Origin of the sequence: Klebsiella sp. CN_Kp113 (assembly GCF_040064585.1) — a bacterium.
GTDB lineage: Bacteria > Pseudomonadota > Gammaproteobacteria > Enterobacterales > Enterobacteriaceae > Klebsiella > Klebsiella michiganensis.
Map to the genome: position 1 here is coordinate 1 of NZ_JBEAID010000070.1, position 22,467 is coordinate 22,467.

Genomic DNA, 22,467 nt, shown 5'->3' on the forward strand with positions numbered 1-22,467 from the left:
TGAAAACCAGTATTATCAACGGCTCGGAAGTGTCTAGATTATCCGTGGCGATTCACTGTCGGAATCGGAGTCGCTGTCAGAATCCGAGTCACTGTCTGAATCGGAATCACTGTCAGAGTCCGAATCGGAGTCGCTGTCAGAATCGGAGTCGCTGTCCGAGTCGGAGTCACTGTCGGAGTCAGAATCGCTGTCTGAGTCAGAATCGCTGTCCGAGTCGGAATCACTGTCAGAGTCCGAGTCGCTGTCCGAATCCGAATCACTGTCCGAATCCGAATCGCTGTCGGAGTCGGAGTCGGAGTCGGTATCATCGCTAAGATCGACAGTTAATATAAATATCGGGGATCGTTCGCTGACGTTGCCGGCCAGATCGGTCACCGTGGTGCTCAGTCTATGGGATCCTTCAGCCAGTGCGTCAGGAGTAAAGCTCCAGCGTCCGTCCTCGTCCGCAATCGCGGTGCCCAATACGGTATCACCGTCATAAATTGTGATCGTGGCGCCTGCTTCCGCCGTACCGCTCAAGGTTGGTGTATCATCATCCGTCACGCTACCGCTGTTCAGTGTACCCGTGTCTTCTCCTGCATTATCAGTTACCTGCAGATCGCTAACCGGGTTCACTATAGTGTCTACCGTCAGTTCAAACGCCGGCGAACGTTCGCTGACGTTCCCAGCTTTGTCCGTTACCGTAGTGCTCAGGCTGTGGGCGCCTTCCTCCAGACTATCTGGAGTGAAGCTCCAGCGCCCATCCTCGCCGGCAACCACTGTGCCCAGCACGGTGTCGCCGTCATAGATCGTCACCGTGGATCCCGCTTCCGCCGTGCCGTTCAGGGTGGGCGTCGCATCGTTGGTCAGATCCCCGCTCTGCAGCTGGCCGGTGTGCTCTGCAACATTGTCGGTTACCTGCGGAATGCTGGCTGCCGGCGCAGTGGTATCGATGGTCAGTTCAAACGCCGGCGAACGTTCGCTGACGTTGCCGGCTTTGTCCGTCACCGTCGCGCTCAGGCTATGGGAACCCTCGCTCAGCTCCGGTAACGTGAAGCTCCAGTTGCCATTTTCATCCGCGACGACAGAACCCAGTTTGGTATCGCCGTCATAAATCGTTATCGTTGCCCCAGCCTCTGCTGTCCCTTTAATCTCCGGGGTCGTATCGTCAGTGACATCTCCAGAATGCAGCACACCGGTGATGGGGCCCACATTGTCAATGACCGCTATGTTCTGTGCCGCGGTAGGTAGCTCGGTATCAGTATCGGAGTCGCTATCAGCATCAGAATCACTATCCGCGTCGCTGTCAGCATCCGAATCACTATCTGAATCTGAATCCGAGTCGGAATCACTGTCAGAATCGGAATCACTATCTGAATCAGAATCACTGTCTGAATCAGAGTCGCTATCGCTGTCAGCATCCGTATCACTGTCGGAGTCTGAATCACTGTCAGCATCAGAATCGCTTTCAGAAACCGAAGAGTGGTGGTCTTTGTTTGAGGTGCCGGCGAACATTGCCGCAATACCCAGCAAAGCCGCGCCAGCCATGACCCAACCGGCAATACTTTGTCCCGCGCCACCGGTCGCGATGACTTCTGAAAGATCGCTAATCAGCGAATAGTGTGCCCCATCGGTACCCGCACCTTCTAGCCACCATAGCGCGCCGGTCTCATCATCCATAAGAACCAAATCACTATGCTGTCCATGCTCATCCACAACGAAAAAGTTTTTAATTGTAACGGTGTCACCGTTTTGGAGTTTTAGAACAAGATCATTACCTTGTCGGGTATATGAACGAATATCCTCGCGCTTAACGTGCAGGAGAACCACTGACTGCGTATTGAGATTAACTTGATTGCCATCGACGGTGTATTCAGCACCAGTTTCTTTCACTGTCACATTTATATTTTTCATCAGGCTGCACCCTTGAGATGAAGACGCAGTCAGAGGTATGAGATAATTCTTAATTATGCATCTTATTAGATATACCACTTAACGGAGTCCCGCAAGGTGAAAGCTAAATAATCCAATTACATTCTGTAATAAATTAAATTACTTAAATTACAATAAATTAAAATAATAAACTTACATTTTGAGATGTTAATAGAGACCAGAAGAAAAATGATTGCTCACGGTTATTACAATGAAGATAAAATCATGGATAATACATTTCTTATATCACCAAACCTCCATTTTAACGCTACCCAAAAAATATCTGTGATGTTAGTCATATAAATGACATGAGAAAAAACAATTATTTTTTAAACTTTAAAATATTTTACAATGATTTCCCATGTATTTTTCATGGTTTATTTATAGAAAATAAATTATCCTCGCGAGGAAATTTTAAGTAATAAGGGAGATAAAACCTGGACGATGTCTGTTAAATCCACAAAGATAATGGGTTTTATTTTAAAATAAAGAAACGTTTCGATGTAGTTTTAATTAAAATATTGACCATAAATAACTTAATCAATAGTGATAATAAAAAACCCCGCCAGGCGGGGTTTTAGGTTTAACGGGCTAATCCTAATCGCGGGATCTCTATCGCCGGACAGCGATCCATCACCACGTTTAGACCGGCGTCTCGGGCGAGAACAGCCGCCTGTTCATTGATTACCCCCAGCTGTAGCCATAGCGTTTTCGCACCGATAGCCACTGCCTCCTGGGCGACGCCCCAGGCCGCTTCTGAGTTACGGAAAACATCGACCATATCCACTTTTTCCGGCACGTCAGCAAGCGTGGCATACCCTTTTTGCCCCAGCAGCGTGGTACCCGCAACCTTAGGGGAAACGGGAATGACGTGATACCCCTGCTCCAGAAGATACTTCATCACCCGATAGCTTGGGCGGTCAGGTTTGTCACTTGCCCCCACCAGGGCGATAGTCCGTGTCGAGGTCAAAATACCTGCGATATCGTTTTCTTTCATCATCATCCTCCTGCTATTTAGCCCAAGTGTATGCTAATCCGGATGAACCCGCATGAGTCCTGACCTGCAGATGCGTCAAATTTTTTCATCCCGACGCTTGCAGCAACAGTCACTTCCAGTAATCTGTCTACAGGCCAAAATGTGGAATGAAATGATGGAACTAACAACACGTACCTTGCCAGCACGCAAGCATATTGCGCTGGTTGCTCACGATCACTGTAAAGATATGCTGATGAAGTGGGTCGAGCGCCACCAGCCACTGCTGGCGCAACACACGCTCTCGGCGACAGGAACGACCGGAAATCTGGTGTCACGCGCAACCGGGCTGGAGGTGCATGCGATGCTGAGTGGTCCCATGGGCGGCGACCAGCAGGTGGGTGCGCTGATTTCAGAAGGTAAAATCGATGTATTGATTTTTTTCTGGGATCCGCTAAATGCCGTGCCACACGACCCGGATGTTAAAGCGTTATTACGTTTGGCGACGGTATGGAATATTCCCGTCGCCACCAATGTCTCAACCGCCGACTTTATTATCCAGTCCCCGCACTTCAGCGACCCCGTTGATATCCTGATCCCTGATTATCAGCGCTACCTTGCAGAGCGTCTGAAATAAGCCCCGCTGGCGGCCACGCCGCCAGCCATCATGGCTTTCTTGCTACCGGCACATCCAGCGCCTCTAGCATTTCAACAAACGGCGAAGGTTGCTCTTTATTAAACAACAGCCATACGCGCAGGCGGGCGCGGGTGATGGCGACATACAGCAAACGCCTCTCTTCGGCATCGGGAAAATCCTCCGGCTGCGGTAAGAGCGCCTGCTCCATAATCGACTCACGCGCCGATGCAGGAAACGCATCATCCCCCTCCTGAAGGCCAAGAATAATGACGTAATCAGCTTGTTGTCCTTTGCTGGCATGAATAGTCATAAAATCGAGCTGCAGATGCGGCCAGCGCGTGGCGGCTTTCTCCAGCGCCGCCGGCTTCAAATGATGATAGCGCGCTAGCAATAAAATCCGCTGCTCTCGTTTGACATAGCCGCTCATTTTATCAAGCAGATCGTCGAGTTTGTCCTCCGCCAATAACGTCACCGCTTTTTTGTCCCCTGCGACCAGGCTGTTTAGTGGTTTCGTTAACTGGTGCGGATTTTGCTGGATAAACCCGTTGGCTATCTCGCCTATCCGGCTATTAAATCGGTACGTCGTATCCAGCGCACAGCAATCCCCTTCGCCAAAATAGTGATTAAAGGCCGTTGTTAAAGAGAGCTGAGCACCGCTGAAACGGTAGATAGCCTGCCAGTCATCGCCAACGGCAAACAGCGTCGTCTGCGTGTTTTGCCGACGTAACGCGGCGAGTAGGGATGCCCGCTGCGGGGAGATATCCTGAAACTCATCCACCAGAATATGCTTCCACGGGCTGACGAACCGCCCTTTATCCAGAATATTGATCGCCTGATGAATCAGGCCGGAGAAATCGACGGCGTTTTCATCTTTTAACGCCGTTTTCCACGCTTTTAGCAGAGGGGCCATCAGCTTAACGCGCTTGCCAAAAAGGTCGCGTATCTCTTTAGGGGCTCCGGCAATCATCTCAGCCTGCGATCCGCCATGCATACGCATCAAGCTAACCCAGCGGTCAAGGCGGCTGGCAACACGACGCTGCAGCTTTTTGTCCTGCCAGAAATCCCCTTCAGGGATCTGCCAGCCCATTTCCTCCTCCAGCCACAATCGCCAGCCTTTCGCCTGCGCTTTTTTCTCCTGGCACTGCTGCTGCCAGCTCTGTACTAAAAGCTTTTGCCGTGCAGCGCTGTCGCTCTCCAGCTTGCTGATCGCCGGGGCTTTTTTACTGCCCTGCTGGATAATGTGCAGGGCAAGGGAGTGAAAAGTACGCGCAGAGATCTCTTCAGTGCCCAGGCGCTCGCGGATGCGCTCATCCATCTCCTGCGCGGCTTGCCGACCAAACGCCAGTAGCAGAATTTGCTCAGCCGCCGCTTCGCCACGGGTCAATAACCAGCCTGCGCGCGCCACTAACACGGAAGTTTTACCGCTTCCGGCACCTGCCAGAACTAATAACGAACGCTCGCCGTTTACGACTGCGCGTGCCTGAGCCGGATTCAACGGCGATGATTCCACTGCGGCAAAAAATCCGCGGTATTGCTCCAGCATGGATTCCGTAAAAGTTTGGTTATGCTCGAGCCTGGCTTTTTCCGTATTACTCAACCAACTCTGGCATTGCCGCCATAGCTCGCGGCAGTTATCAAAAGCATCAAGACGGACTGTCGGCACTGGTAATCCGCTCAGCGCATGGCGTATTTTGCGCTGAATATCGCTTACCTGCTGACGCGTCAACCATTTACCTTCCGCGCTGGAACGCGCCACTTCCGCCAGCTGCTGGCGAAGTACATCAGCGGCAATATCGCTCATTTCCGCGCTCCACTGCTGCCAGAGCGTGTTCAGATGATGGTAAAAACGCTGGGTTTCACTCCATTCGGTACCGTGCAAACGCACAACTTTCTCGCCCGGTAGGGTAAACTCCAGCTCCCCCCAAACCAGCCCACGCTTGCAATGAATTGATAATAACTGATTGAAAGGTATAAGATATTCATGGCTATCACCGGAAACCTTTACTCCGGCATTAAGAAGTTGCACCCTGTCATAAGGATGCTGAGCCATACGCTTGCCCAATGTTGTCGCTCTAAGTTCCATATAATGTCGAATTTCAATCAGGTTGGATGTTTTTAAGTTTAACCGCCAGCGACCGGGTGCTCCAGCGTAAAAAACGCTACAATGGCCGTGCCTTATTATCCACCGTATTAAGCAGAGGGTTTATGCGTACCGTTCTGAATATTTTAAACTTTATCCTTGGCGGATTCGCCACCACGCTCGGCTGGCTTCTGGCGACGCTGGTCAGCATTGTGCTGATCTTTACCCTGCCTCTCACCCGCTCCTGCTGGGAGATAACAAAACTCTCTCTTTTTCCCTATGGGAATGAGGCCGTTCATGTCGACGAACTCGATCCTCAGGGAAAGAATAGCCTGCTAAACGCGGGTGGGACACTATTGAATATTTTATGGTTTATTTTCTTTGGCTGGTGGCTGTGCCTGATGCATATCTTTTGTGGTATCGCCCAATGCCTGACTATCATTGGCATCCCGGTTGGTATCGCCAATTTTAAAATCGCCGCTATTGCTTTATGGCCAGTAGGCCGACGAGTCGTCTCCGTCGAGACCGCTCGCGCCGCGCGTGAAGCCAATGCGCGTCGCCGCTTTCAGTAATTGAATGGAATAGAGAAATGCTCACCCCCCTGCTACGCCGCTATACATGGAACAGTGCCTGGTTATATAACATCAGGATATTTATCGCACTCTGCGGCACGACCGCATTTCCCTGGTGGCTTGGCGAAGTAAAACTCACGATTCCTCTAACACTCGGGGTGGTGGCAGCGGCGCTGACCGACCTTGATGACCGCCTGACAGGACGTCTGCGTAATCTGGCCATTACCCTCGTGTGCTTTTTTATTGCTTCAGCCTCAGTGGAACTCCTTTTTCCCTGGCCGTGGTTATTTGCGGCGGGATTAACCGTTTCAACAATCGGTTTTATTTTGCTCGGCGGCCTGGGCCAACGCTATGCCACCATCGCCTTTGGTGCTTTGTTAATCGCCATCTATACCATGCTGGGCGTTACGCTTTACAGCCACTGGTATCTTCAGCCGCTGTTTTTGCTGGCTGGCGCGGTGTGGTACAACTTACTTACCCTCTCCGGACATCTGATTTTCCCTATCCGTCCTCTTCAGGACAATCTGGCACGCAGCTACGAGCAGTTAGCTCACTATCTGGAGCTTAAATCACGCCTGTTCGATCCGGATATTGAAGATGAAAGCCAGGCTCCGCTGTATGACCTGGCGATAGCCAATGGCCAGCTTGTGGCCACGCTGAATCAGACGAAAGTTTCCCTGCTGACTCGCCTGCGCGGCGATCGCGGGCAGCGCGGAACGCGTCGCACTTTGCAGTATTACTTCGTGGCGCAGGACATCCACGAACGCGCAAGCTCATCGCATATTCAATACCAAACGCTGCGCGATCATTTTCGCTACAGTGACGTGATGTTCCGCTTCCAGCGTATGCTGTCAATGCAGGCGCAGGCCTGCCAGAAACTGTCTCGTGCCATCCTGCTACGCGAACCCTACCTTCATGACACTCACTTTGAGCGCGCTTTTATGCATCTTGACGCCGCGCTCGATCGCGTAAAAGCCAGCGGCGCGCCGGCAGAACAGATTAAGGCGTTGGGATTTTTGCTTAATAACTTACGCGCCATTGACGCCCAGCTGGCGACAATTGAATCCGTCCAGACGACTGTACAGTCCAGTCACAACACGGAAAACCTGTTAGCCGACGACCAACCCGGCAGTTTCAGCGATATCTGGCTGCGCCTGCGCAGTAATATGACCCCAGAGTCAGCTCTGTTTCGCCATGCGGTTCGAATGTCATTAGTCCTGTGCGCAGGTTATGCATTTATCCAGTTAACCGGACTGAACCACGGTTACTGGATATTGCTGACCAGCCTGTTCGTATGCCAGCCAAACTATAACGCCACTCGTCACCGGCTGGCGTTAAGGATAATCGGTACGCTCATCGGCGTAGCGATAGGCCTGCCGGTGCTGCTTCTCGTCCCTTCCGTCGAAGGCCAGCTGCTTTTAATTGTCCTGACCGGCGTGCTGTTCTTCGCGTTCCGTAATGTACAGTACGCCCATGCGACCATGTTCATTACCCTTCTGGTTTTGCTGTGCTTTAACCTCCTGGGGGAAGGTTTTGAAGTCGCCCTACCGCGTATATTTGATACGCTGATCGGCTGCGCTATCGCCTGGGCCGCAGTCAGCTTTATTTGGCCAGACTGGAAATTCCGCAACCTGCCCCGAGTACTTGAACAAGCAATCAATGCCAACTGCCGATATTTAGATGCCATACTCGAGCAATATCATCAGGGGCGCGACAACCGTCTTGCCTATCGTATTGCGCGAAGAGCGGCGCACAGCAGGGACGGTGAGCTGGCATCCGTTGTATCAAACTTATCAACGGAACCCAGAGCGGGCTCGCAAATGCGGGAAACCGCTTTTCGGTTGTTATGCCTGAACCACACTTTTACCAGCTATATCTCCGCCCTGGGCGCACACAGGGAAAAGCTGACAACGCCAGATATCCTGGCGCTGCTGGACGATGCCGTTTGTTATGTTGATGACGCGCTGCACCACTCACCGGCCGATGAACAGCGGGTACAGCAAGCTTTAACAAGCCTGCAAACCCGGATACAGCACCTTGAACCTCGTGCCGATAGCAAAGAGCCGTTAGTGCTTCAACAAATCGGGCTGCTACTGGCGCTGCTGCCAGAGATTTGCCGGCTACAGCGACAGGTTGAGATTCAACCTGAATAGCTCTCACTCTCCCGCATCTGTTCCGTTGCCCACTTCTCAAGCTCCTGACGCTGCTGCGTCGGGAGCGTGGCCGCGTGGACGCCTTCAATAGCCCCCTGTAAGGAATAAAGAATATTCACCGTTAGCGCTTTATTTATTTTTCGTAACCTCAACCAGGCTTCTTTGGCCCCAATCTTACGCAGCATCAATTCATCCGTAATGCCTGAATTAATCAGCTGTAGTTCCATATGAAAACTGATATTTGGCAAATTTTTTAATCTTCCGGAATGTCGCTGCCGATGTTTTTCATGACGCGCGCTCTGTAATGACAGCGCCGATAAATGAAAAAGCATTTTGCTATCCCGCCAAAGTTCCTCATCAATATGATAATACTTCAGCGCGACCAGACGACCATTCTTCTGCATCTTCAACAGCGGGTTTTTATGCGCCACGCGGTACTCCGCGCTCTGCTCGCAAACCCGAAGATAGATCTCTCCCTCAGCCATCATGGCAAACACGGTATTATCTATCGCCAGGCTATAGCCACCAAATAAGGGCCGACAGCTTATTTTTCCTAATGGAGACAAACATGCCCGAAACTGATGGATCCTAAGACATATAAGTTTCTTCATGATTATTCCTTTGTTAATCATGTAAATAAGACATAAATGTGCTAACGGATCCGTTAAAAGAGAAAATAAGTGACTTCTCTTCATGCGGCAACATGAATTATCTGTTCATTTTAATCAGCGTGTTTTTTTGCGAGCCGCTTTCAGAAAATAGTCATTTGATGAAGTTAAACGCGGGAAAGATAAAATGCTTAATTAATATTCATCACAGTAGCGTACAGAGAGCAGGGCATCCCTGTTCGCTCATAGACCGTTAATGCCATCATTTATGAGAAGAATTTAGCCAGCAAGAAAGCGCGACAACCATGAATTCACATTGTGTACGCGCGGACATCCGATGCGACCGGTTCGGGTTCACTCCCGGCGACGTACAAATTTCATCCAGCAACAGAGAAAATAGGGTTGATCTTTCACCCGGCCGCATATACTGTATATGCATACAGTAACCCACAGGCGGGATAGACTATGTTTACATCAGCTCACGCAAATCGTTCACCACTGACTTCTACTTCAGTACGTCGTCGCTCTCATGACGCTGCCGAACAGCCAGCTAATGGGCTGATCAGTGAAATAGTCTATCGAGAAGACCAGCCCATGATGACGCAGCTGCTATTGCTTCCTTTATTACAACAGCTTGGCCAGCAATCGCGCTGGCAGCTCTGGCTGACGCCACAACAGAAGCTGAGCCGCGAATGGGTGCAGTCGTCCGGTTTGCCGCTGTCGAAGGTGATGCAGATCAGCCAGCTCTCCCCCGCTAACACCCTGGAATCCATGGTTCGCTCACTGCGCACGGGAAATTATAGCGTCGTTATTGGCTGGCTATCAGAAGAACTGAGCATTGAGGAACATGAACGCCTGGTTGCCGCTGCAGAAGAGGGTCACGCGATGGGCTTTATCATGCGTCCGGTAAGAAATACCAATCAGCCAGGCAGACAACTTTCTGGGCTAAAAATTCACTCAAACCTGTATCATTAACCGAGTTTAGGATTAATCCTGGAATTTTTTTTGCCCTGGCGCGAGATGGGCTTTCTTGAACGGCATTTTTGTTAAAATGCTTGTCTGATGCGGCTTCGCGACTTTTTTTGCCTCGATTAAGTTCAACCGTATTGGTTAAACATAGCGTACACAACCCTTTTTTTTCATATGCCTGACGGAGTTCACACTTGTAAGTTTCGAACTAAGTTGTAGACTTTACATCGCCAGGGGTGATCGGCTTACGCTGCATGTATCAGCATAGTTAACAACAAGTCACGCCCCGGGTGAAGGATTTAACCGTGAGGTCTTCTGAACCTTCATGGCGAATTTTGGATGATAATGAGGCGCAAAAAATGAAAAAGACAGCTATCGCGATTGCAGTGGCACTGGCTGGCTTCGCTACCGTAGCGCAGGCCGCTCCGAAAGATAACACCTGGTACGCAGGTGCTAAACTGGGCTGGTCCCAGTATCACGACACCGGTTTCTACGGTAACGGTTTCCAGGGCAACAACGGCCCGACCCGTAACGATCAGCTGGGTGCTGGTGCGTTTGGTGGTTACCAGGTTAACCCGTACCTCGGTTTTGAAATGGGTTACGACTGGCTGGGCCGTATGGCTTACAAAGGCAGCGTTGACAACGGCGCTTTCAAAGCTCAGGGCGTTCAGCTGACTGCTAAACTGGGTTACCCGATCACTGACGATCTGGATATCTATACCCGTCTGGGTGGTATGGTTTGGCGCGCTGACTCCAAAGGTAACTACGCTTCTACCGGCGTTTCCCGTAGCGAACACGACACTGGCGTCTCCCCGGTATTCGCGGGCGGCTTAGAGTGGGCTGTTACTCGTGACATCGCAACCCGTCTGGAATACCAGTGGGTTAACAACATCGGCGACGCTGGCACCGTTGGTACCCGTCCTGATAACGGCATGCTGAGCCTGGGCGTATCCTACCGCTTCGGTCAGGACGACGTTGCTCCGGTTGTAGCTCCGGCGCCGGCTCCGGCTCCAGAAGTGACTACCAAGCACTTCACCCTGAAGTCTGACGTTCTGTTCAACTTCAACAAATCTACTCTGAAACCAGAAGGCCAGCAGGCTCTGGATCAGCTGTACACCCAGCTGAGCAACATGGATCCGAAAGACGGTTCCGCAGTTGTTCTGGGCTACACCGACCGTATCGGTTCTGATGCCTACAACCAGCAGCTGTCTGAGAAACGTGCTCAGTCCGTTGTTGATTACCTGGTATCCAAAGGTATCCCGGCTAGCAAAATCTCTGCTCGCGGTATGGGCGAATCCAACCCGGTTACTGGCAACACCTGTGACAACGTGAAAGCTCGCGCAGCTCTGATCGACTGCCTGGCGCCGGACCGTCGTGTAGAAATCGAAGTTAAAGGCTACAAAGACGTTGTAACTCAGCCGCAGGCTTAAGTTATCTCGTTAATAAAAAACCCCGCGATGCGGGGTTTTTTTTTACCTTAAATTCCGCTATCAAAAAGCAGCAGCGCACCGATATATCCCGATGCTTGCATCACTACTCTTTACCTAACAGTACCTGCAAATCATGCTTCAGGCTGGACATCTTGCTGGCATACTTCTCTTTATGCTCAGCATCCTCAATCAACTGCACAATGGTTTCAGAAAGCGTTTTACCCCGTCTTTGCGCCAGACCCGCCAGACGCTGCCAGACCATGAACTCCAGGTCGATAGACTTTTTACGCGTATGCTGATGCTCCGCGTTAAAATGACGCTTACGTCGGGCGCGGATAGTCTGCTTCATGCGGTTCACCAGCGCCGGATTGATATGCTGCTCAATCCAGGTATTCACCAGCACGGGTTCATTTTCGAGCGTCAGTAATAAATCGACGGCGGCTTGCGCAGCGCTGGCTTCAATGTAGCGGGTAATAAGCTCACCTTCCCGGTGCTTTTTTACCAGATAAGTCCATTTCCAGCCGCTTTCAAGATTTTCCAGTTGTTGATATTTCATTGCGATCTCAATGTGACCGTGTAACTCATTTCAGGATATCAGTTTTTTCCTGATGTGCTGAGAATAAATGATCTTTCGTGATGTTGGTAGATTCGTTATCACCGCGACAATCGCAATCCCTCGTGTGCTCGGACGCCGCATAATGTATAATCGCGCGTTTTACATCTGACTAAAAAACAGCGACTTTGACCATTACGAAACTTACCCGAAACGACCTCGCTCCTGATACGGAAAGTTATCAGGCGCTGTTTGCACAAGCCGACTTAGCTCACGCAGAGACATCGCTCTCAGGCGAACTGCAACCCCGACTCTTCTATGGCCTGGAGCAGCTCCTGGTCACTCCAGCCATTTCGCCGTTTATGCTGGTTAAAATTCCGGAAGAGCCGGAGTACCTGCAGTGGCTGGCTAACGAAACCCGTACTTTACACCAACCGGCACAAACGCTCTGTGGCGTTCGCTATCAGGTTGATGGCGGAAAAATCTCGCTCTCCCCGGCACAAACGGCTGAAGATAATTTCGCCAGCGTTGCGCCGGTTGAAGCCGCGGACTGGATCGAAGCAGAGCAGCTTTTTGGCTGCGTGCGCCAGTTTAATGGTGAAATCACGTTACAACCCGGTCTGGTCCATCGCGCTAACGGCGGGGTATTAATTCTCTCCCTCCGTGCATTACTGGCACAGCCCCTGCTGTGGATGCGGCTGAAAAATATGGTAACCCGCCAGCGTTTTGACTGGTTATCATTCGATGAGTCTCGCCCTCTTCCGGTCAGCATTCCCTCTATGCCCCTGAGTTTGAAAGTTATCCTGGTCGGCGAGCGAGAATCTCTTGCTGATTTTCAGGAGATGGAACCCGAGCTTTCTGCGCAGGCTATCTACAGCGAATATGAAGATAATCTGCAAATCGCTGACGCCGATACGCTGAAGCAGTGGTGCCAGTGGGTCTGGCAAAATGCTCAGCTGCTCGAACTACCGGGGCTGTCAGCTAACGCCTGGCCGCTGCTGATCCAGGAAGGTGCGCGTTATACAGGCGATCAGGAAACCTTGCCGCTGTGCGTGCTCTGGATTGCTCGCCAGCTTCGCGAAGCCGCCGCGTTCTGTGAAGGTGAAGAGATTAGCGCTGAAGAGATGCAAACCATGCTGGAGCGTCGTTTGTGGCGCGAAGGCTACCTTGCTGAACGCATCCAGGATGAAATACTGCAGGAGCAAATCCTGATCGAGACCGAAGGCGAATGCGTCGGACAAATCAACGCACTCTCCGTCATTGAGTTTCCGGGCCATCCGCGTGCGTTTGGCGAGCCTTCACGTATTAGCTGCGTCGTACATATCGGCGACGGCGAATTTATTGACGTTGAGCGTAAGGCCGAGCTCGGTGGCAACATTCATGCAAAAGGCATGATGATCATGCAGGCGTTTCTGATGTCCGAGCTGGAGCTCGAACAACAGCTCCCCTTCACCGCCTCCCTGACCTTCGAGCAGTCCTACAGCGAAGTGGATGGCGATAGCGCCTCCATGGCCGAACTGTGCGCGCTGATCAGCTCGCTGGCCAATGTGCCGATTAATCAGAGCATCGCCATTACCGGTTCTGTCGATCAGTTTGGTCGCGTACAGCCGGTTGGCGGGCTTAACGAGAAAATTGAGGGCTTCTTTGCTATTTGCCAGCAGCGTGGGCTGACCGGTAAACAGGGAGTCATCATTCCCTCCGCCAACGTTCGTCACCTGAGCCTGGCGCAGGAACTGCAACAGGCCGTTGCGGATGAGCAGTTCTTTATCTGGGCAGTCGATGACGTGACGGAAGCGCTGCCCATTCTGACCCAGCTACTCTGGGACGGCGAAGGACAAACGTTACGGCAAACCATTCAGGAACGTATTGCGCAGGCGACACAGCAAGAGAGTCGTCATCGCTTTCCGTGGCCGCTACGCTGGTTAGGCGGTTCAGGTTCGAACTGATCGGACTTGTTCAGCGTACACGTGTTAGCTATCCTGCGTCCCGAACTCAAAATAAGGCTTACTGAAAACATGGTAGATAAACGCGAATCCTATACAAAAGAAGACCTTCTTGCCTCTGGTCGTGGTGAACTCTTTGGCGCCAAAGGCCCACAGCTGCCGGCGCCAAGTATGCTGATGATGGACCGCGTCATCAAAATGACCGAAACCGGTGGTAACTATGACAAAGGTTATGTTGAGGCAGAACTCGATATTAACCCGGACCTGTGGTTCTTCGGTTGCCATTTCATTGGTGACCCGGTGATGCCGGGCTGTCTGGGCCTGGATGCCATGTGGCAGCTGGTTGGCTTCTACCTGGGCTGGTTAGGCGGCGAAGGTAAAGGACGTGCATTAGGCGTGGGCGAAGTGAAGCTCACCGGTCAGATACTGCCAACGGCGAAGAAAGTGACCTACCGTATTCATTTCAAACGCGTGATAAACCGTCGTTTGATTATGGGGCTGGCGGATGGAGAAGTGCTGGTTGACGGTCGTTTGATTTACACCGCAACCGATCTGAAAGTGGGCCTGTTCCAGGACACTTCCGCGTTCTGATAAACATCACGCGTTAGAAAAGGCGAAGCCCCCGCGCAGCGGAGGCTTCTTTTTAAAGAGACAGTCAGGCAATTTGTACCCTGTCCTCCATGGCCTCTCGCCAGCCTCCTAGCCAATAAGACCTTTGGTTTAAGGTCTGGTAAGGACACATTTCCTTAGACCTTCCGGTAATACCGGCCTGGTACCCACGCTGATGTGCCCGCTCCAGGCGATCTCGTTTTTGTCTCTTCATGCCTCGTTTCCCTCATACTTTGATCTGGTGGAAAAGAAAACAATGGTCACTAAATACGCAACCACGGTTAACGAATACCGCGAATCGGGGATAGCGTCAATGCGCAAAATTCACGCCATTGTCATATTTGTGAGCTACATGAAACTTCGTTTGTACAAAAACTGTGAACCAGCACAAGTAACAAACTGATGAGACAAATAAAAAAGCCGCTGCGATTTTCACTGTCGCAGCGGCTTTTATTCTTATTAATTTTACTTATGGCAAGCGGTTAATCTCGCTGGCAATCGCCGTCGCTTCCTGGGTCCAGGCCTGCGCGAGCGTTTTCACCATCGCGTCGTAACCATCCTCTTGTTGCTTAAGCTCAATATGGAACGGCCGCTTAATCAGCTGCCCCTGATGCTTCAGCAGCCACTCGCCGCTAACGATGACCCGGCCATCGTAACGGCCGTGAAAACCGCTGACGGACACGTTCAGCGTATCCTGCTCGCTCCCCAGCGGTTGAGAGGCAACCACCCAACCCGGAAGCTGGTTGCTAAGGTTCGCCACCAGCGTCGTTTTCAGCTGCTGATCGAGCGGGCTCGCCCACAGATTGTTATTCGCAATCACATACTGAACATCGGTGGTCTGATAGACCACCCCGTTACCGGCAAGATAATCCGGAATGCTCACCTGCTCGACCCAAAGCAAGTTTTTGCTTTGGTGGGCGGCGCTTTGCGCGCCACCCTGCGCCACGGGAAGCTGATAGTAAGTTTTACTCTCACCGCCGCTACTGCATGCCGTCAGCGCGCATACCGCCGCCGCTATTAGCCATTTCTTCATTATTTCGCTCCCTTCGGCTGCGGATCTTTTTTATCCTTCGCCTCAAATACCAGCGCATTGCTCTTATCATTGAGCGTTTTCAGTACCGGCTGCAGTTCACGAAGAACCTGATCGAGACGCTGCATATCCGCAACCATCTTATTGTATGCCGCAGATCCCGGCTGGAAGCCCTGCATACTACGATTAAGCTCGCGCAACGTATTCTGCATATCGCCCGGTAGCTGCTGCATCGACTGACTTGACGTTATCTTGTTCAGACTGTCCAGCGTCGCCTGTACGTGCTGCATCGTTTTTTCACTTTGCGCCAGCGTACTGGTTGCCTGCTCCAGCAGCGGGTTAATTGGCAGATTGTTAATTTTATCCAGCGCGTCCATCAGGCGCTGCTGGATCTGCGCCAGACCACCGCTCACGGTTGGAATAATCGGATAACCGCCAAACTCCTGCATCTTGCCGCGCGGAGGGGCTTTCGGGTAGAAGTCGAGATCGATATACAGCGCACCGGTCACCAGGTTTCCGGTTTTAAGCGAACCGCGCAGCCCGCGATTCATTAGATCATCGATATGCTTACGAATGTCAGGATCGGCGCCTAACTGATTGATCAGACGTTCCGGCTCAATTCGCACTTCTACCGGGATACGGTAATCGTCGTTGATGTTCTGCTTCAGGCCTGGGATAAAGAACGGCACCTTGCCGACGGTCCCCAGACGGATACCGCGGAATTCAACCGGCGCGCCGGGCTGCAAACCGCGAATCGAATCTTTAAAGAACATCACGTAGTCAATATGCTGGGTAAACACCGAATCCTGGATGCTGCGTTGATCGTCAAACAGATGATATTCTGTTTTATTCGCCACCGGCTCACCTAACGGTAGCCCTTCGGGAATATCAAAGCTGACGCCGCCGCCAAACAGCGTCGACAGCGATCCCATCTCAACGCGCATACCCGCAGCAGTCAGATCCACCGCAATACCGCTATCTTTCCAGAAGCGCACGTTATTGGTGACCAGCCGATCGTTAGGCGCGCTAATAAACAGCTGATAGGTAATATTGCGTTTTTGCGCATCGAAGGTGCTGGTTTCAACTGAACCTACGCGGTAGCCGCGGAAAAGCACCGGATCGCCGGGTGAAAGCTGCCCCGCTTTGCTGCTTTCCAGCAGAATGCGAATACCTTTAGCATCAGGGGAGGCCAGCGGCGGTGAATCCAGCAGCGGATACTGCGCAGGAACAGAGCCTTTGCTTCCCGGCTGCAGTTCGATATAGGCGCCGGATAACAGCGTTCCCAGACCGCTAATCCCTTCACGGCCGACCTGCGGTTTAACCACCCAAAAAACCGAATCCTGATGCAGCAGTTTTTCCATACCTGAATTCAGCCGCGCTTTAATCTCCACGTGGGTCAGGTCGTCCGTCAGCGTCGCGCTTTCAATCACGCCGACGTCAACGCTGCGGCTTTTTATCCGGGTTTTGCCCCCTTCAATACCTTCTGCGTTAGTGGTTATCAGGGTCACTTCCGGCCCCTGGTGGCTATAGTGATAAAAGAGAATCCATGCGCCAATCAGCGCCGTGACAATCGGGAAGATCCACACCGGTGACCAGTTCTTCACCTTTTGCACTTTCGCTTCTCCGCTCTTATTTTCCATGCTGCAGTCTTTCCTCATGGCTTGAATCTGGCTCACGATCCCACAATAAACGCGGGTCAAAGGTCATGGCCGAAAACATTGTCATTACTACGACCAGCGCAAACATCACTGCTCCTATCGCCGGATAGATATTCATTAATCCACCGATGCGAACCAGAGCGGAGAGGACTGCGATAACAAACACATCAATCATTGACCAGCGGCCAACAAACTCGACGACTTCATAAATCAGATGCATGCGCTCCGAGTCGCGCGCTCCCTTGCCGCTGGCGTTCCAGCATAGCCAGCCAATGGCGATCATTTTTAACGTCGGCACCATAATACTGGCAATAAAGATCACCATCGCCACCGGATACGATCCTTCGCTCCACAGCAGGATCACCCCCGCCATAATCGTGGAAGGCATTTTATCGCCCAGCAGATCGGTAATCATGATCGGCAGAATATTGGCGGGCATATAGAGGATCAGCGAAGTCACCAACAGCGCCAGCGTCCACTGCAGGCTGTTTTTACGCCGGGCGGTTCCCCTTGTCCGACAGCGCGGACAAACGGCCTCATCGACGGGCAAAACCGCCGTGCAGCATGAGCACGAGCGTAGCCCCTGACGCAGGCCGGAGACGCCGACTTTCAGCGGCTGTGTAATCGGCGGCATTGGTGCAATGTCATCCCATAACCAGCGGCGATCCACGCACTGGAACGTCCTCAGCTGTAACAGGCAGAACATACACCAGGGAACGAAGCTCAGGCCGATGCCGATATCGCCGTAGGCCATCAGCTTAACGAAGCTGACCAGCACCCCGGCGAGAAAGATTTCCGCCATCCCCCAGGTTTTAAGGTGAAACAGGATCCGCGCCAGAAACGCCTTTAGCCCGGAAGGCATGCTCACCCGATTGACCAGCAGCAGTATGGTGACCAGGCAGAAAGCCGGCACCAGCTGGACGAAAAGTAAAAAGAAGGTACCGAGGCTGGCGTAATCCTCGCTAAACAGCACGTTCGGAATTTCCAGCAGCTCGATTTCGCTGCTGATCCCTCCAACCTTCATATAGATGAAGGGGAACAGATTGGCCAGCAGCAGCATGAACAACGCGACCAGCGCGTAGGCTGTGGGACGCTGCCGGGGCGCGTCCCATGACGTTGTCAATGTCGTTCCGCAACGCGGACACGTAGCTTTCTGGCGATGCTCCAGCTGCGGCAAAGCCACCAGCAGATCACATTGTCGACACAGGATATGCCGCGCAGCATGATGATGATCGCACATGAAAACTCCTCAGCTTATGCGCCGTTTTTTAAACCTTCGAGATATTCCCAGCGTTCGAAGGCGGTTTCCAGCGCCTGCTCCGCTTCACTCAGCTGTGCGAGCACCTGCTGCGTATGGTCATGCGACTGACCAAAGAAAGAAGGGTCGGCAACCTGCTCCTGCAAATTCTGCAGCTGGGCTTCCAGTTCTTCCAGTTTTTGCGGCAGCTGTTCCAGCTCGCGCTGCAGGTTATAGCTTAGTTTGCTGGCAGCGCGTTTGACACTTTCTGCTTTCGGTTGAGCAACTTCAACTGTCTTTTTAGAAACCGGCTGTTTTTTCGCCAGATACTGCGCCTGCTGACCGCGTGCGTCATGATAGCCGCCCACGTATTGGCCAATTTGCCCCGCGCCTTCGAAGATCCAACACTCCGTTACCGTGTTATCCACAAACTGACGGTCGTGGCTAACCAGCATCACGGTTCCCTGATAACCGTCGACAAGCTCTTCCAGCAGCTCCAGGGTTTCGACATCCAGATCGTTTGTCGGTTCATCGAGTATCAACAGGTTGCTGGGCTTGAGGAACAGGCGCGCCAGCAGCAGGCGGTTACGCTCCCCGCCCGACAGTGCCCGCACCGGCGTCATCGCGCGTTTCGGATGGAACATAAAGTCCTGCAGATAGCCCAGGACGTGGCGCGGCTTGCCGTTCACCATCACTTCCTGTTTACCTTCCGCGAGGTTGTCCATCACCGTTTTATCCGGATCAAGTTCCGCGCGGTGCTGGTCGAAGTAAGCCACTTCCAGCTTGGTACCCACATGAATACGTCCGCTATCCGCCTGCAGCTGACCGAGCATCAGCTTCAGCAGCGTAGTTTTGCCGCAGCCGTTCGGGCCAATCAGCGCAATTTTGTCGCCGCGCTGGATTTGGGCGGTGAAGTCTTTAACCAGCACCTTGCCATCAACCTGGTAGTTGACGTTCTCCATTTCGAACACAATCTTGCCCGAACGCGCGGCCTCTTCCACCTGCATCTTCGCGCTGCCCATCACTTCACGGCGCTCACCGCGCTCGCGGCGCATGGCTTTCAACGCCCGCACGCGCCCTTCGTTACGGGTGCGACGCGCTTTGATCCCCTGACGGATCCACACTTCTTCCTGCGCCAGCTTGCGATCGAACTCCGCGTTCTGTAACTCTTCCACGCGCAGCGCTTCTTCTTTATCCAGCAGATATTGATCGTAGTTCCCCGGATAGGTCACCAGCTTACCGCGATCGAGATCGACAATTCGCGTCGCCATGTTGCGAATAAAGGAACGGTCGTGCGAAATAAAAATAATGGTGCCTTTGAACATCTTCAGGAAACCTTCCAGCCAGTCGATAGTTTCAATATCGAGGTGGTTGGTCGGTTCATCGAGCAGCAGCACGCGCGGCCCGCTGACCAGCGCGCGGCCGAGGGCCGCTTTACGCAGCCAGCCGCCGGACAGCGAGGAAAGCTCGGCGTTAGGATCCAGATTCAGCTGTTCCAGCACTTCATTAATGCGGCTATCGAGCTGCCACAGCCCTAAATTATCCAGTTGTTCCTGAAGGCGCGCCAGTTCGTTCAGATTCTTGTCGCTCGGGTCGGTCATCACCAGCTGCGAAACATCGTGATAACCCTTGAGGTATGCCGCTTGTTCAGCAATACCTTCCGCCACAAAGTCATAGACGGTTCCGGTAACATTACGCGGCGGATCCTGCTGTAGACGCGCCACAACCAGATCCAGTTCATAGATAATGCGCCCGTCATCAAGACCCTGTTCACGATTGAGGATCTTCATCAGGGTCGATTTACCCGCACCGTTGCGCCCTACCAGGCAGACGCGTTCGTTATCTTCGATATGCAGTTCAGCATTATCCAGCAGCGGCGCATCGCTGAAAGAGAGCCAGGCGCCGTGCATACTAATTAAAGACATTCTTTATTCCTTTCAGGCTGCGGTAATCAGCCAGCAGTTGTGAATCTGACGGTTGCGGGCAAAATCCTGAGACAGCGTTTTTTGCGTGATCTCCTGCGCCTTCAGGCCCAGCTGCGCCAGCCCGTCATGATCCATACGGAAACCGCGTTTGTTGTTCGAGAACATAATCGTGCCGCCTTTACGCAGCAGACGTTTTAAATCGGTCATCAGGCGCAAATGGTCGCGCTGTACGTCAAACGCATCATCCATACGCTTTGAGTTGGAGAAGGTTGGCGGATCGATAAAGATCAGATCAAACTGTTCGGTGGTCTCCCGCAGCCAGCCCAGCACATCAGCCTGCATCAGGCGATGCGCGCGGCCGGTTAAGCCATTGAGGCGCAGGTTACGTTCAGCCCATTCAAGATAGGTACGTGACATATCGACCGTCGTCGTGGAACGCGCGCCGCCAAGGCCGGCGTGGACGCTGGCGCTACCGGTGTAGGAGAAAAGGTTGAGGAAATCTTTGCCTTTGCTCATCTGGCCCAGCATGCGGCGAGCAATACGGTGGTCGAGGAACAGCCCGGTATCCAGGTAGTCGGTCAGGTTTACCCACAGACGTGCGTTATACTCCTGCACCTCAATGAACTCACCTTTTTCACCCATTTTCTGATACTGGTTTTTCCCTTTCTGCCGTTCGCGGGTTTTCAGCACCAGCTTGTTCGGCGCAATCCCCAGTACGGCAATGGTGGCGGCGATAATATCAAACAGGCGCTGGCGGGCCTTGTGCGCGTCAACGGTTTTCGGCGGCGCATACTCCTGCACCACCACCCAGTCGGCGTAGCGGTCGATAGCGACGTTGTACTCCGGGAGGTCGGCATCATACAGGCGATAGCATTCAATGCCTTCCTGACGCGCCCACTTCTCATATTTTTTCAGGTTCTTACGCAGACGGTTGGCGAAATCTTCCGCCAGCATCGCGGTTTTGCCGCCTTCGTTTTCCGCAAGATGATAGTTCTTCTGGACGCAGTCGAGCGGTCCATTTTTCGCTTTGAACTGCTTATCAGCGCGCAGCTGCAGGCAGCTCAGCAGATCCGGCGAGGCGCTAAACAGCGACAGGTTCCAGCCGCCAAACTGATTTTTCATGATCCGCCCCAGCAGGCTATGCAGGGCAATCAGCGCCGGTTCACTCTCCAGACGCTCGCCGTACGGCGGGTTGCTTATCACCGTGCCGTAAGGGCCCTTCGGCAGTGGGTTGCTAAGCTGGGCAACGTCTTTCACTTCGAAGGTAATCAGTTCGCCAATACCGGCGCGACGGGCGTTGCGCTGCGCACGTTCGATGACGCGGGCGTCAACGTCGGAACCGTAAAAGCGCGACTCATACGCCGCCAGCCCCTGACGGGCGCGGGTTTGCGCTTCGGACTTCACCTCTTTCCAGATAGCATCGTCATGCTGCGCCCAGCCGCCGAAACCCCAATGGCCGCGGTGTAAACCCGGCGCACGATCGGTAGCAAGCATCGCCGCTTCAATCAGCAGCGTACCGGAACCGCACATGGGATCGAGCAGCGGCGTACCGGCAGCCCAGCCGGAACGCATCACTATCGCCGCAGCCAGGTTTTCTTTGATTGGCGCCATACCGGTACCGTCGCGGTAGCCGCGCAGGTGTAGCCCCTCGCCGCTAAGATCCAGGGAGATATGCGCGGTCTCTTTATTCAGCCAGACGTTAATACGCAGATCGGGATTTTCGCGATCGACGTTGGGACGCGGCAGATTCTTACGCGTAAAGCTGTCGACGATGGCGTCTTTCACCTTCAACGCCCCGTACTGGCTATTGCGGATCTCTTCGTTCAGCCCGCTAAAGTGCACGGCAAAAGTGGCATCCTGAGTGAAAATCTCGGTCCATGGAATGGCCTGTACGCCAAGGTACAGATCCAGGTCGCTGTATACGCTGCACTGCCCCAGCGGCAGCATAATCCGCGAAGCCAGCCGGCTCCACATCAGGCTTTGATACAGCAGCCGCGTATCTCCCTGAAAATGGACCCCGCCCTGGACCAACTGGCAGTCCACCGCGCCCAGCCCTTCCAGTTCAGTTTTTAACAGCTCTTCCAGCCCACGAGCCGTACTGGCAAACAGAGAATTCATATCGTCACTTTTACTAAAAGAAAATTGGTGCGCATTATAGCCAATATGCGCCTCATGTCAT

The 22,467-nt window shown here is 52.8% G+C and carries 18 protein-coding genes; 7 read left to right on the top strand and 11 right to left on the bottom strand.

From position 1 onward, the window contains the following. Positions 1–33: 33 nt before the first annotated feature. Complete coding sequence (locus ABLV30_RS27440; protein ID WP_348865704.1) at positions 34–1,893, bottom strand: Ig-like domain-containing protein; 1,860 nt, start codon at positions 1,891–1,893, stop codon at positions 34–36. A gap of 601 nt (positions 1,894–2,494) precedes the next feature. Beyond that, positions 2,495–2,908, bottom strand: coding sequence for a CoA-binding protein (locus tag ABLV30_RS27445; RefSeq protein ID WP_014228669.1), 414 nt, complete (start codon positions 2,906–2,908; stop codon positions 2,495–2,497). Between the two features lie 154 nt (positions 2,909–3,062). On the opposite strand from ABLV30_RS27445, the gene mgsA reads away from it, so the two are divergent. Continuing rightward, positions 3,063–3,521: a methylglyoxal synthase gene (gene mgsA / locus ABLV30_RS27450; RefSeq protein ID WP_014228668.1), complete on the top strand. Its 459-nt coding sequence runs from the start codon at positions 3,063–3,065 to the stop codon at positions 3,519–3,521. A 28-nt stretch (positions 3,522–3,549) separates the two neighbouring features. Here the strand turns inward: mgsA and helD are convergent, their stop codons facing one another. Beyond that, on the bottom strand, positions 3,550–5,604 hold the full coding sequence (gene helD, locus ABLV30_RS27455) for a DNA helicase IV (protein WP_348865705.1): 2,055 nt from the start codon (positions 5,602–5,604) through the stop codon (positions 3,550–3,552). A gap of 122 nt (positions 5,605–5,726) precedes the next feature. On the opposite strand from helD, the gene ABLV30_RS27460 reads away from it, so the two are divergent. Together ABLV30_RS27460 and yccS are read left to right on the top strand one after the other, a co-directional pair. Further along, positions 5,727–6,173 (top strand): YccF domain-containing protein, encoded by a 447-nt coding sequence (locus tag ABLV30_RS27460; RefSeq protein ID WP_004849527.1) that lies wholly within the window; start codon positions 5,727–5,729, stop codon positions 6,171–6,173. Positions 6,174–6,190: 17 nt separating this feature from the next. Continuing rightward, complete coding sequence (gene yccS / locus ABLV30_RS27465; protein WP_046878166.1) at positions 6,191–8,326, top strand: YccS family putative transporter; 2,136 nt, start codon at positions 6,191–6,193, stop codon at positions 8,324–8,326. Here yccS and ABLV30_RS27470 read toward each other — a convergent pair. After that, a complete protein-coding gene (locus ABLV30_RS27470; protein ID WP_046878167.1) occupies positions 8,314–8,937 on the bottom strand; it encodes a TfoX/Sxy family DNA transformation protein in 624 nt (207 codons plus the stop codon). The two genes, yccS and ABLV30_RS27470, sit on opposite strands and share 13 nt — an antisense overlap. A gap of 462 nt (positions 8,938–9,399) precedes the next feature. On the opposite strand from ABLV30_RS27470, the gene sulA reads away from it, so the two are divergent. Then, positions 9,400–9,909 carry an SOS-induced cell division inhibitor SulA gene (sulA, locus tag ABLV30_RS27475; RefSeq protein WP_048261052.1) on the top strand — a complete coding sequence of 170 codons (510 nt, stop codon included), beginning with the start codon at positions 9,400–9,402 and terminating at the stop codon, positions 9,907–9,909. Between the two features lie 353 nt (positions 9,910–10,262). Continuing rightward, positions 10,263–11,333 (top strand): porin OmpA, encoded by a 1,071-nt coding sequence (gene ompA, locus ABLV30_RS27480; RefSeq protein WP_004849520.1) that lies wholly within the window; start codon positions 10,263–10,265, stop codon positions 11,331–11,333. A gap of 103 nt (positions 11,334–11,436) precedes the next feature. Here the strand turns inward: ompA and matP are convergent, their stop codons facing one another. After that, positions 11,437–11,889: a macrodomain Ter protein MatP gene (gene matP / locus ABLV30_RS27485; RefSeq protein ID WP_014228663.1), complete on the bottom strand. Its 453-nt coding sequence runs from the start codon at positions 11,887–11,889 to the stop codon at positions 11,437–11,439. Positions 11,890–12,074: 185 nt separating this feature from the next. Between matP and ABLV30_RS27490 the strand changes: the two genes are divergently transcribed. Both ABLV30_RS27490 and fabA read left to right on the top strand, forming a co-directional pair. Beyond that, the gene (locus ABLV30_RS27490; protein WP_032749746.1) at positions 12,075–13,832 is read left to right on the top strand and encodes a Lon protease family protein; all 1,758 of its coding nucleotides are present in this window, start codon (positions 12,075–12,077) and stop codon (positions 13,830–13,832) included. A 69-nt stretch (positions 13,833–13,901) separates the two neighbouring features. Then, the gene (gene fabA, locus ABLV30_RS27495; protein ID WP_004849514.1) at positions 13,902–14,420 is read left to right on the top strand and encodes a bifunctional 3-hydroxydecanoyl-ACP dehydratase/trans-2-decenoyl-ACP isomerase; all 519 of its coding nucleotides are present in this window, start codon (positions 13,902–13,904) and stop codon (positions 14,418–14,420) included. A 64-nt stretch (positions 14,421–14,484) separates the two neighbouring features. On the opposite strand, the gene rmf is transcribed toward fabA, so the two are convergent. The 6 genes from rmf to rlmKL all read right to left on the bottom strand — a co-directional run bounded on the left by rmf (position 14,485) and on the right by rlmKL (position 22,406). Further along, on the bottom strand, positions 14,485–14,652 hold the full coding sequence (gene rmf, locus ABLV30_RS27500) for a ribosome modulation factor (RefSeq protein ID WP_004100764.1): 168 nt from the start codon (positions 14,650–14,652) through the stop codon (positions 14,485–14,487). 255 nt (positions 14,653–14,907) lie between these two features. After that, positions 14,908–15,471: a membrane integrity-associated transporter subunit PqiC gene (pqiC, locus tag ABLV30_RS27505; protein WP_004849513.1), complete on the bottom strand. Its 564-nt coding sequence runs from the start codon at positions 15,469–15,471 to the stop codon at positions 14,908–14,910. After that, a complete protein-coding gene (gene pqiB, locus ABLV30_RS27510) occupies positions 15,471–17,108 on the bottom strand; it encodes an intermembrane transport protein PqiB (RefSeq protein ID WP_014228660.1) in 1,638 nt (545 codons plus the stop codon). The genes pqiC and pqiB overlap by 1 nt, the downstream gene beginning before the upstream one ends. Then, positions 17,098–18,366, bottom strand: coding sequence for a membrane integrity-associated transporter subunit PqiA (gene pqiA, locus ABLV30_RS27515; protein ID WP_049079884.1), 1,269 nt, complete (start codon positions 18,364–18,366; stop codon positions 17,098–17,100). The genes pqiB and pqiA overlap by 11 nt, the downstream gene beginning before the upstream one ends. Positions 18,367–18,380: 14 nt before the next feature. Then, positions 18,381–20,288, bottom strand: a complete 1,908-nt coding sequence (locus ABLV30_RS27520) for an ABC transporter ATP-binding protein (protein ID WP_004849507.1) — start codon at positions 20,286–20,288, stop codon at positions 18,381–18,383. Positions 20,289–20,300: 12 nt separating this feature from the next. Beyond that, entirely contained in the window at positions 20,301–22,406 is a 2,106-nt protein-coding gene (rlmKL, locus tag ABLV30_RS27525; protein WP_014228658.1) for a bifunctional 23S rRNA (guanine(2069)-N(7))-methyltransferase RlmK/23S rRNA (guanine(2445)-N(2))-methyltransferase RlmL, read from the bottom strand. Positions 22,407–22,467: the final 61 nt, after the last annotated feature.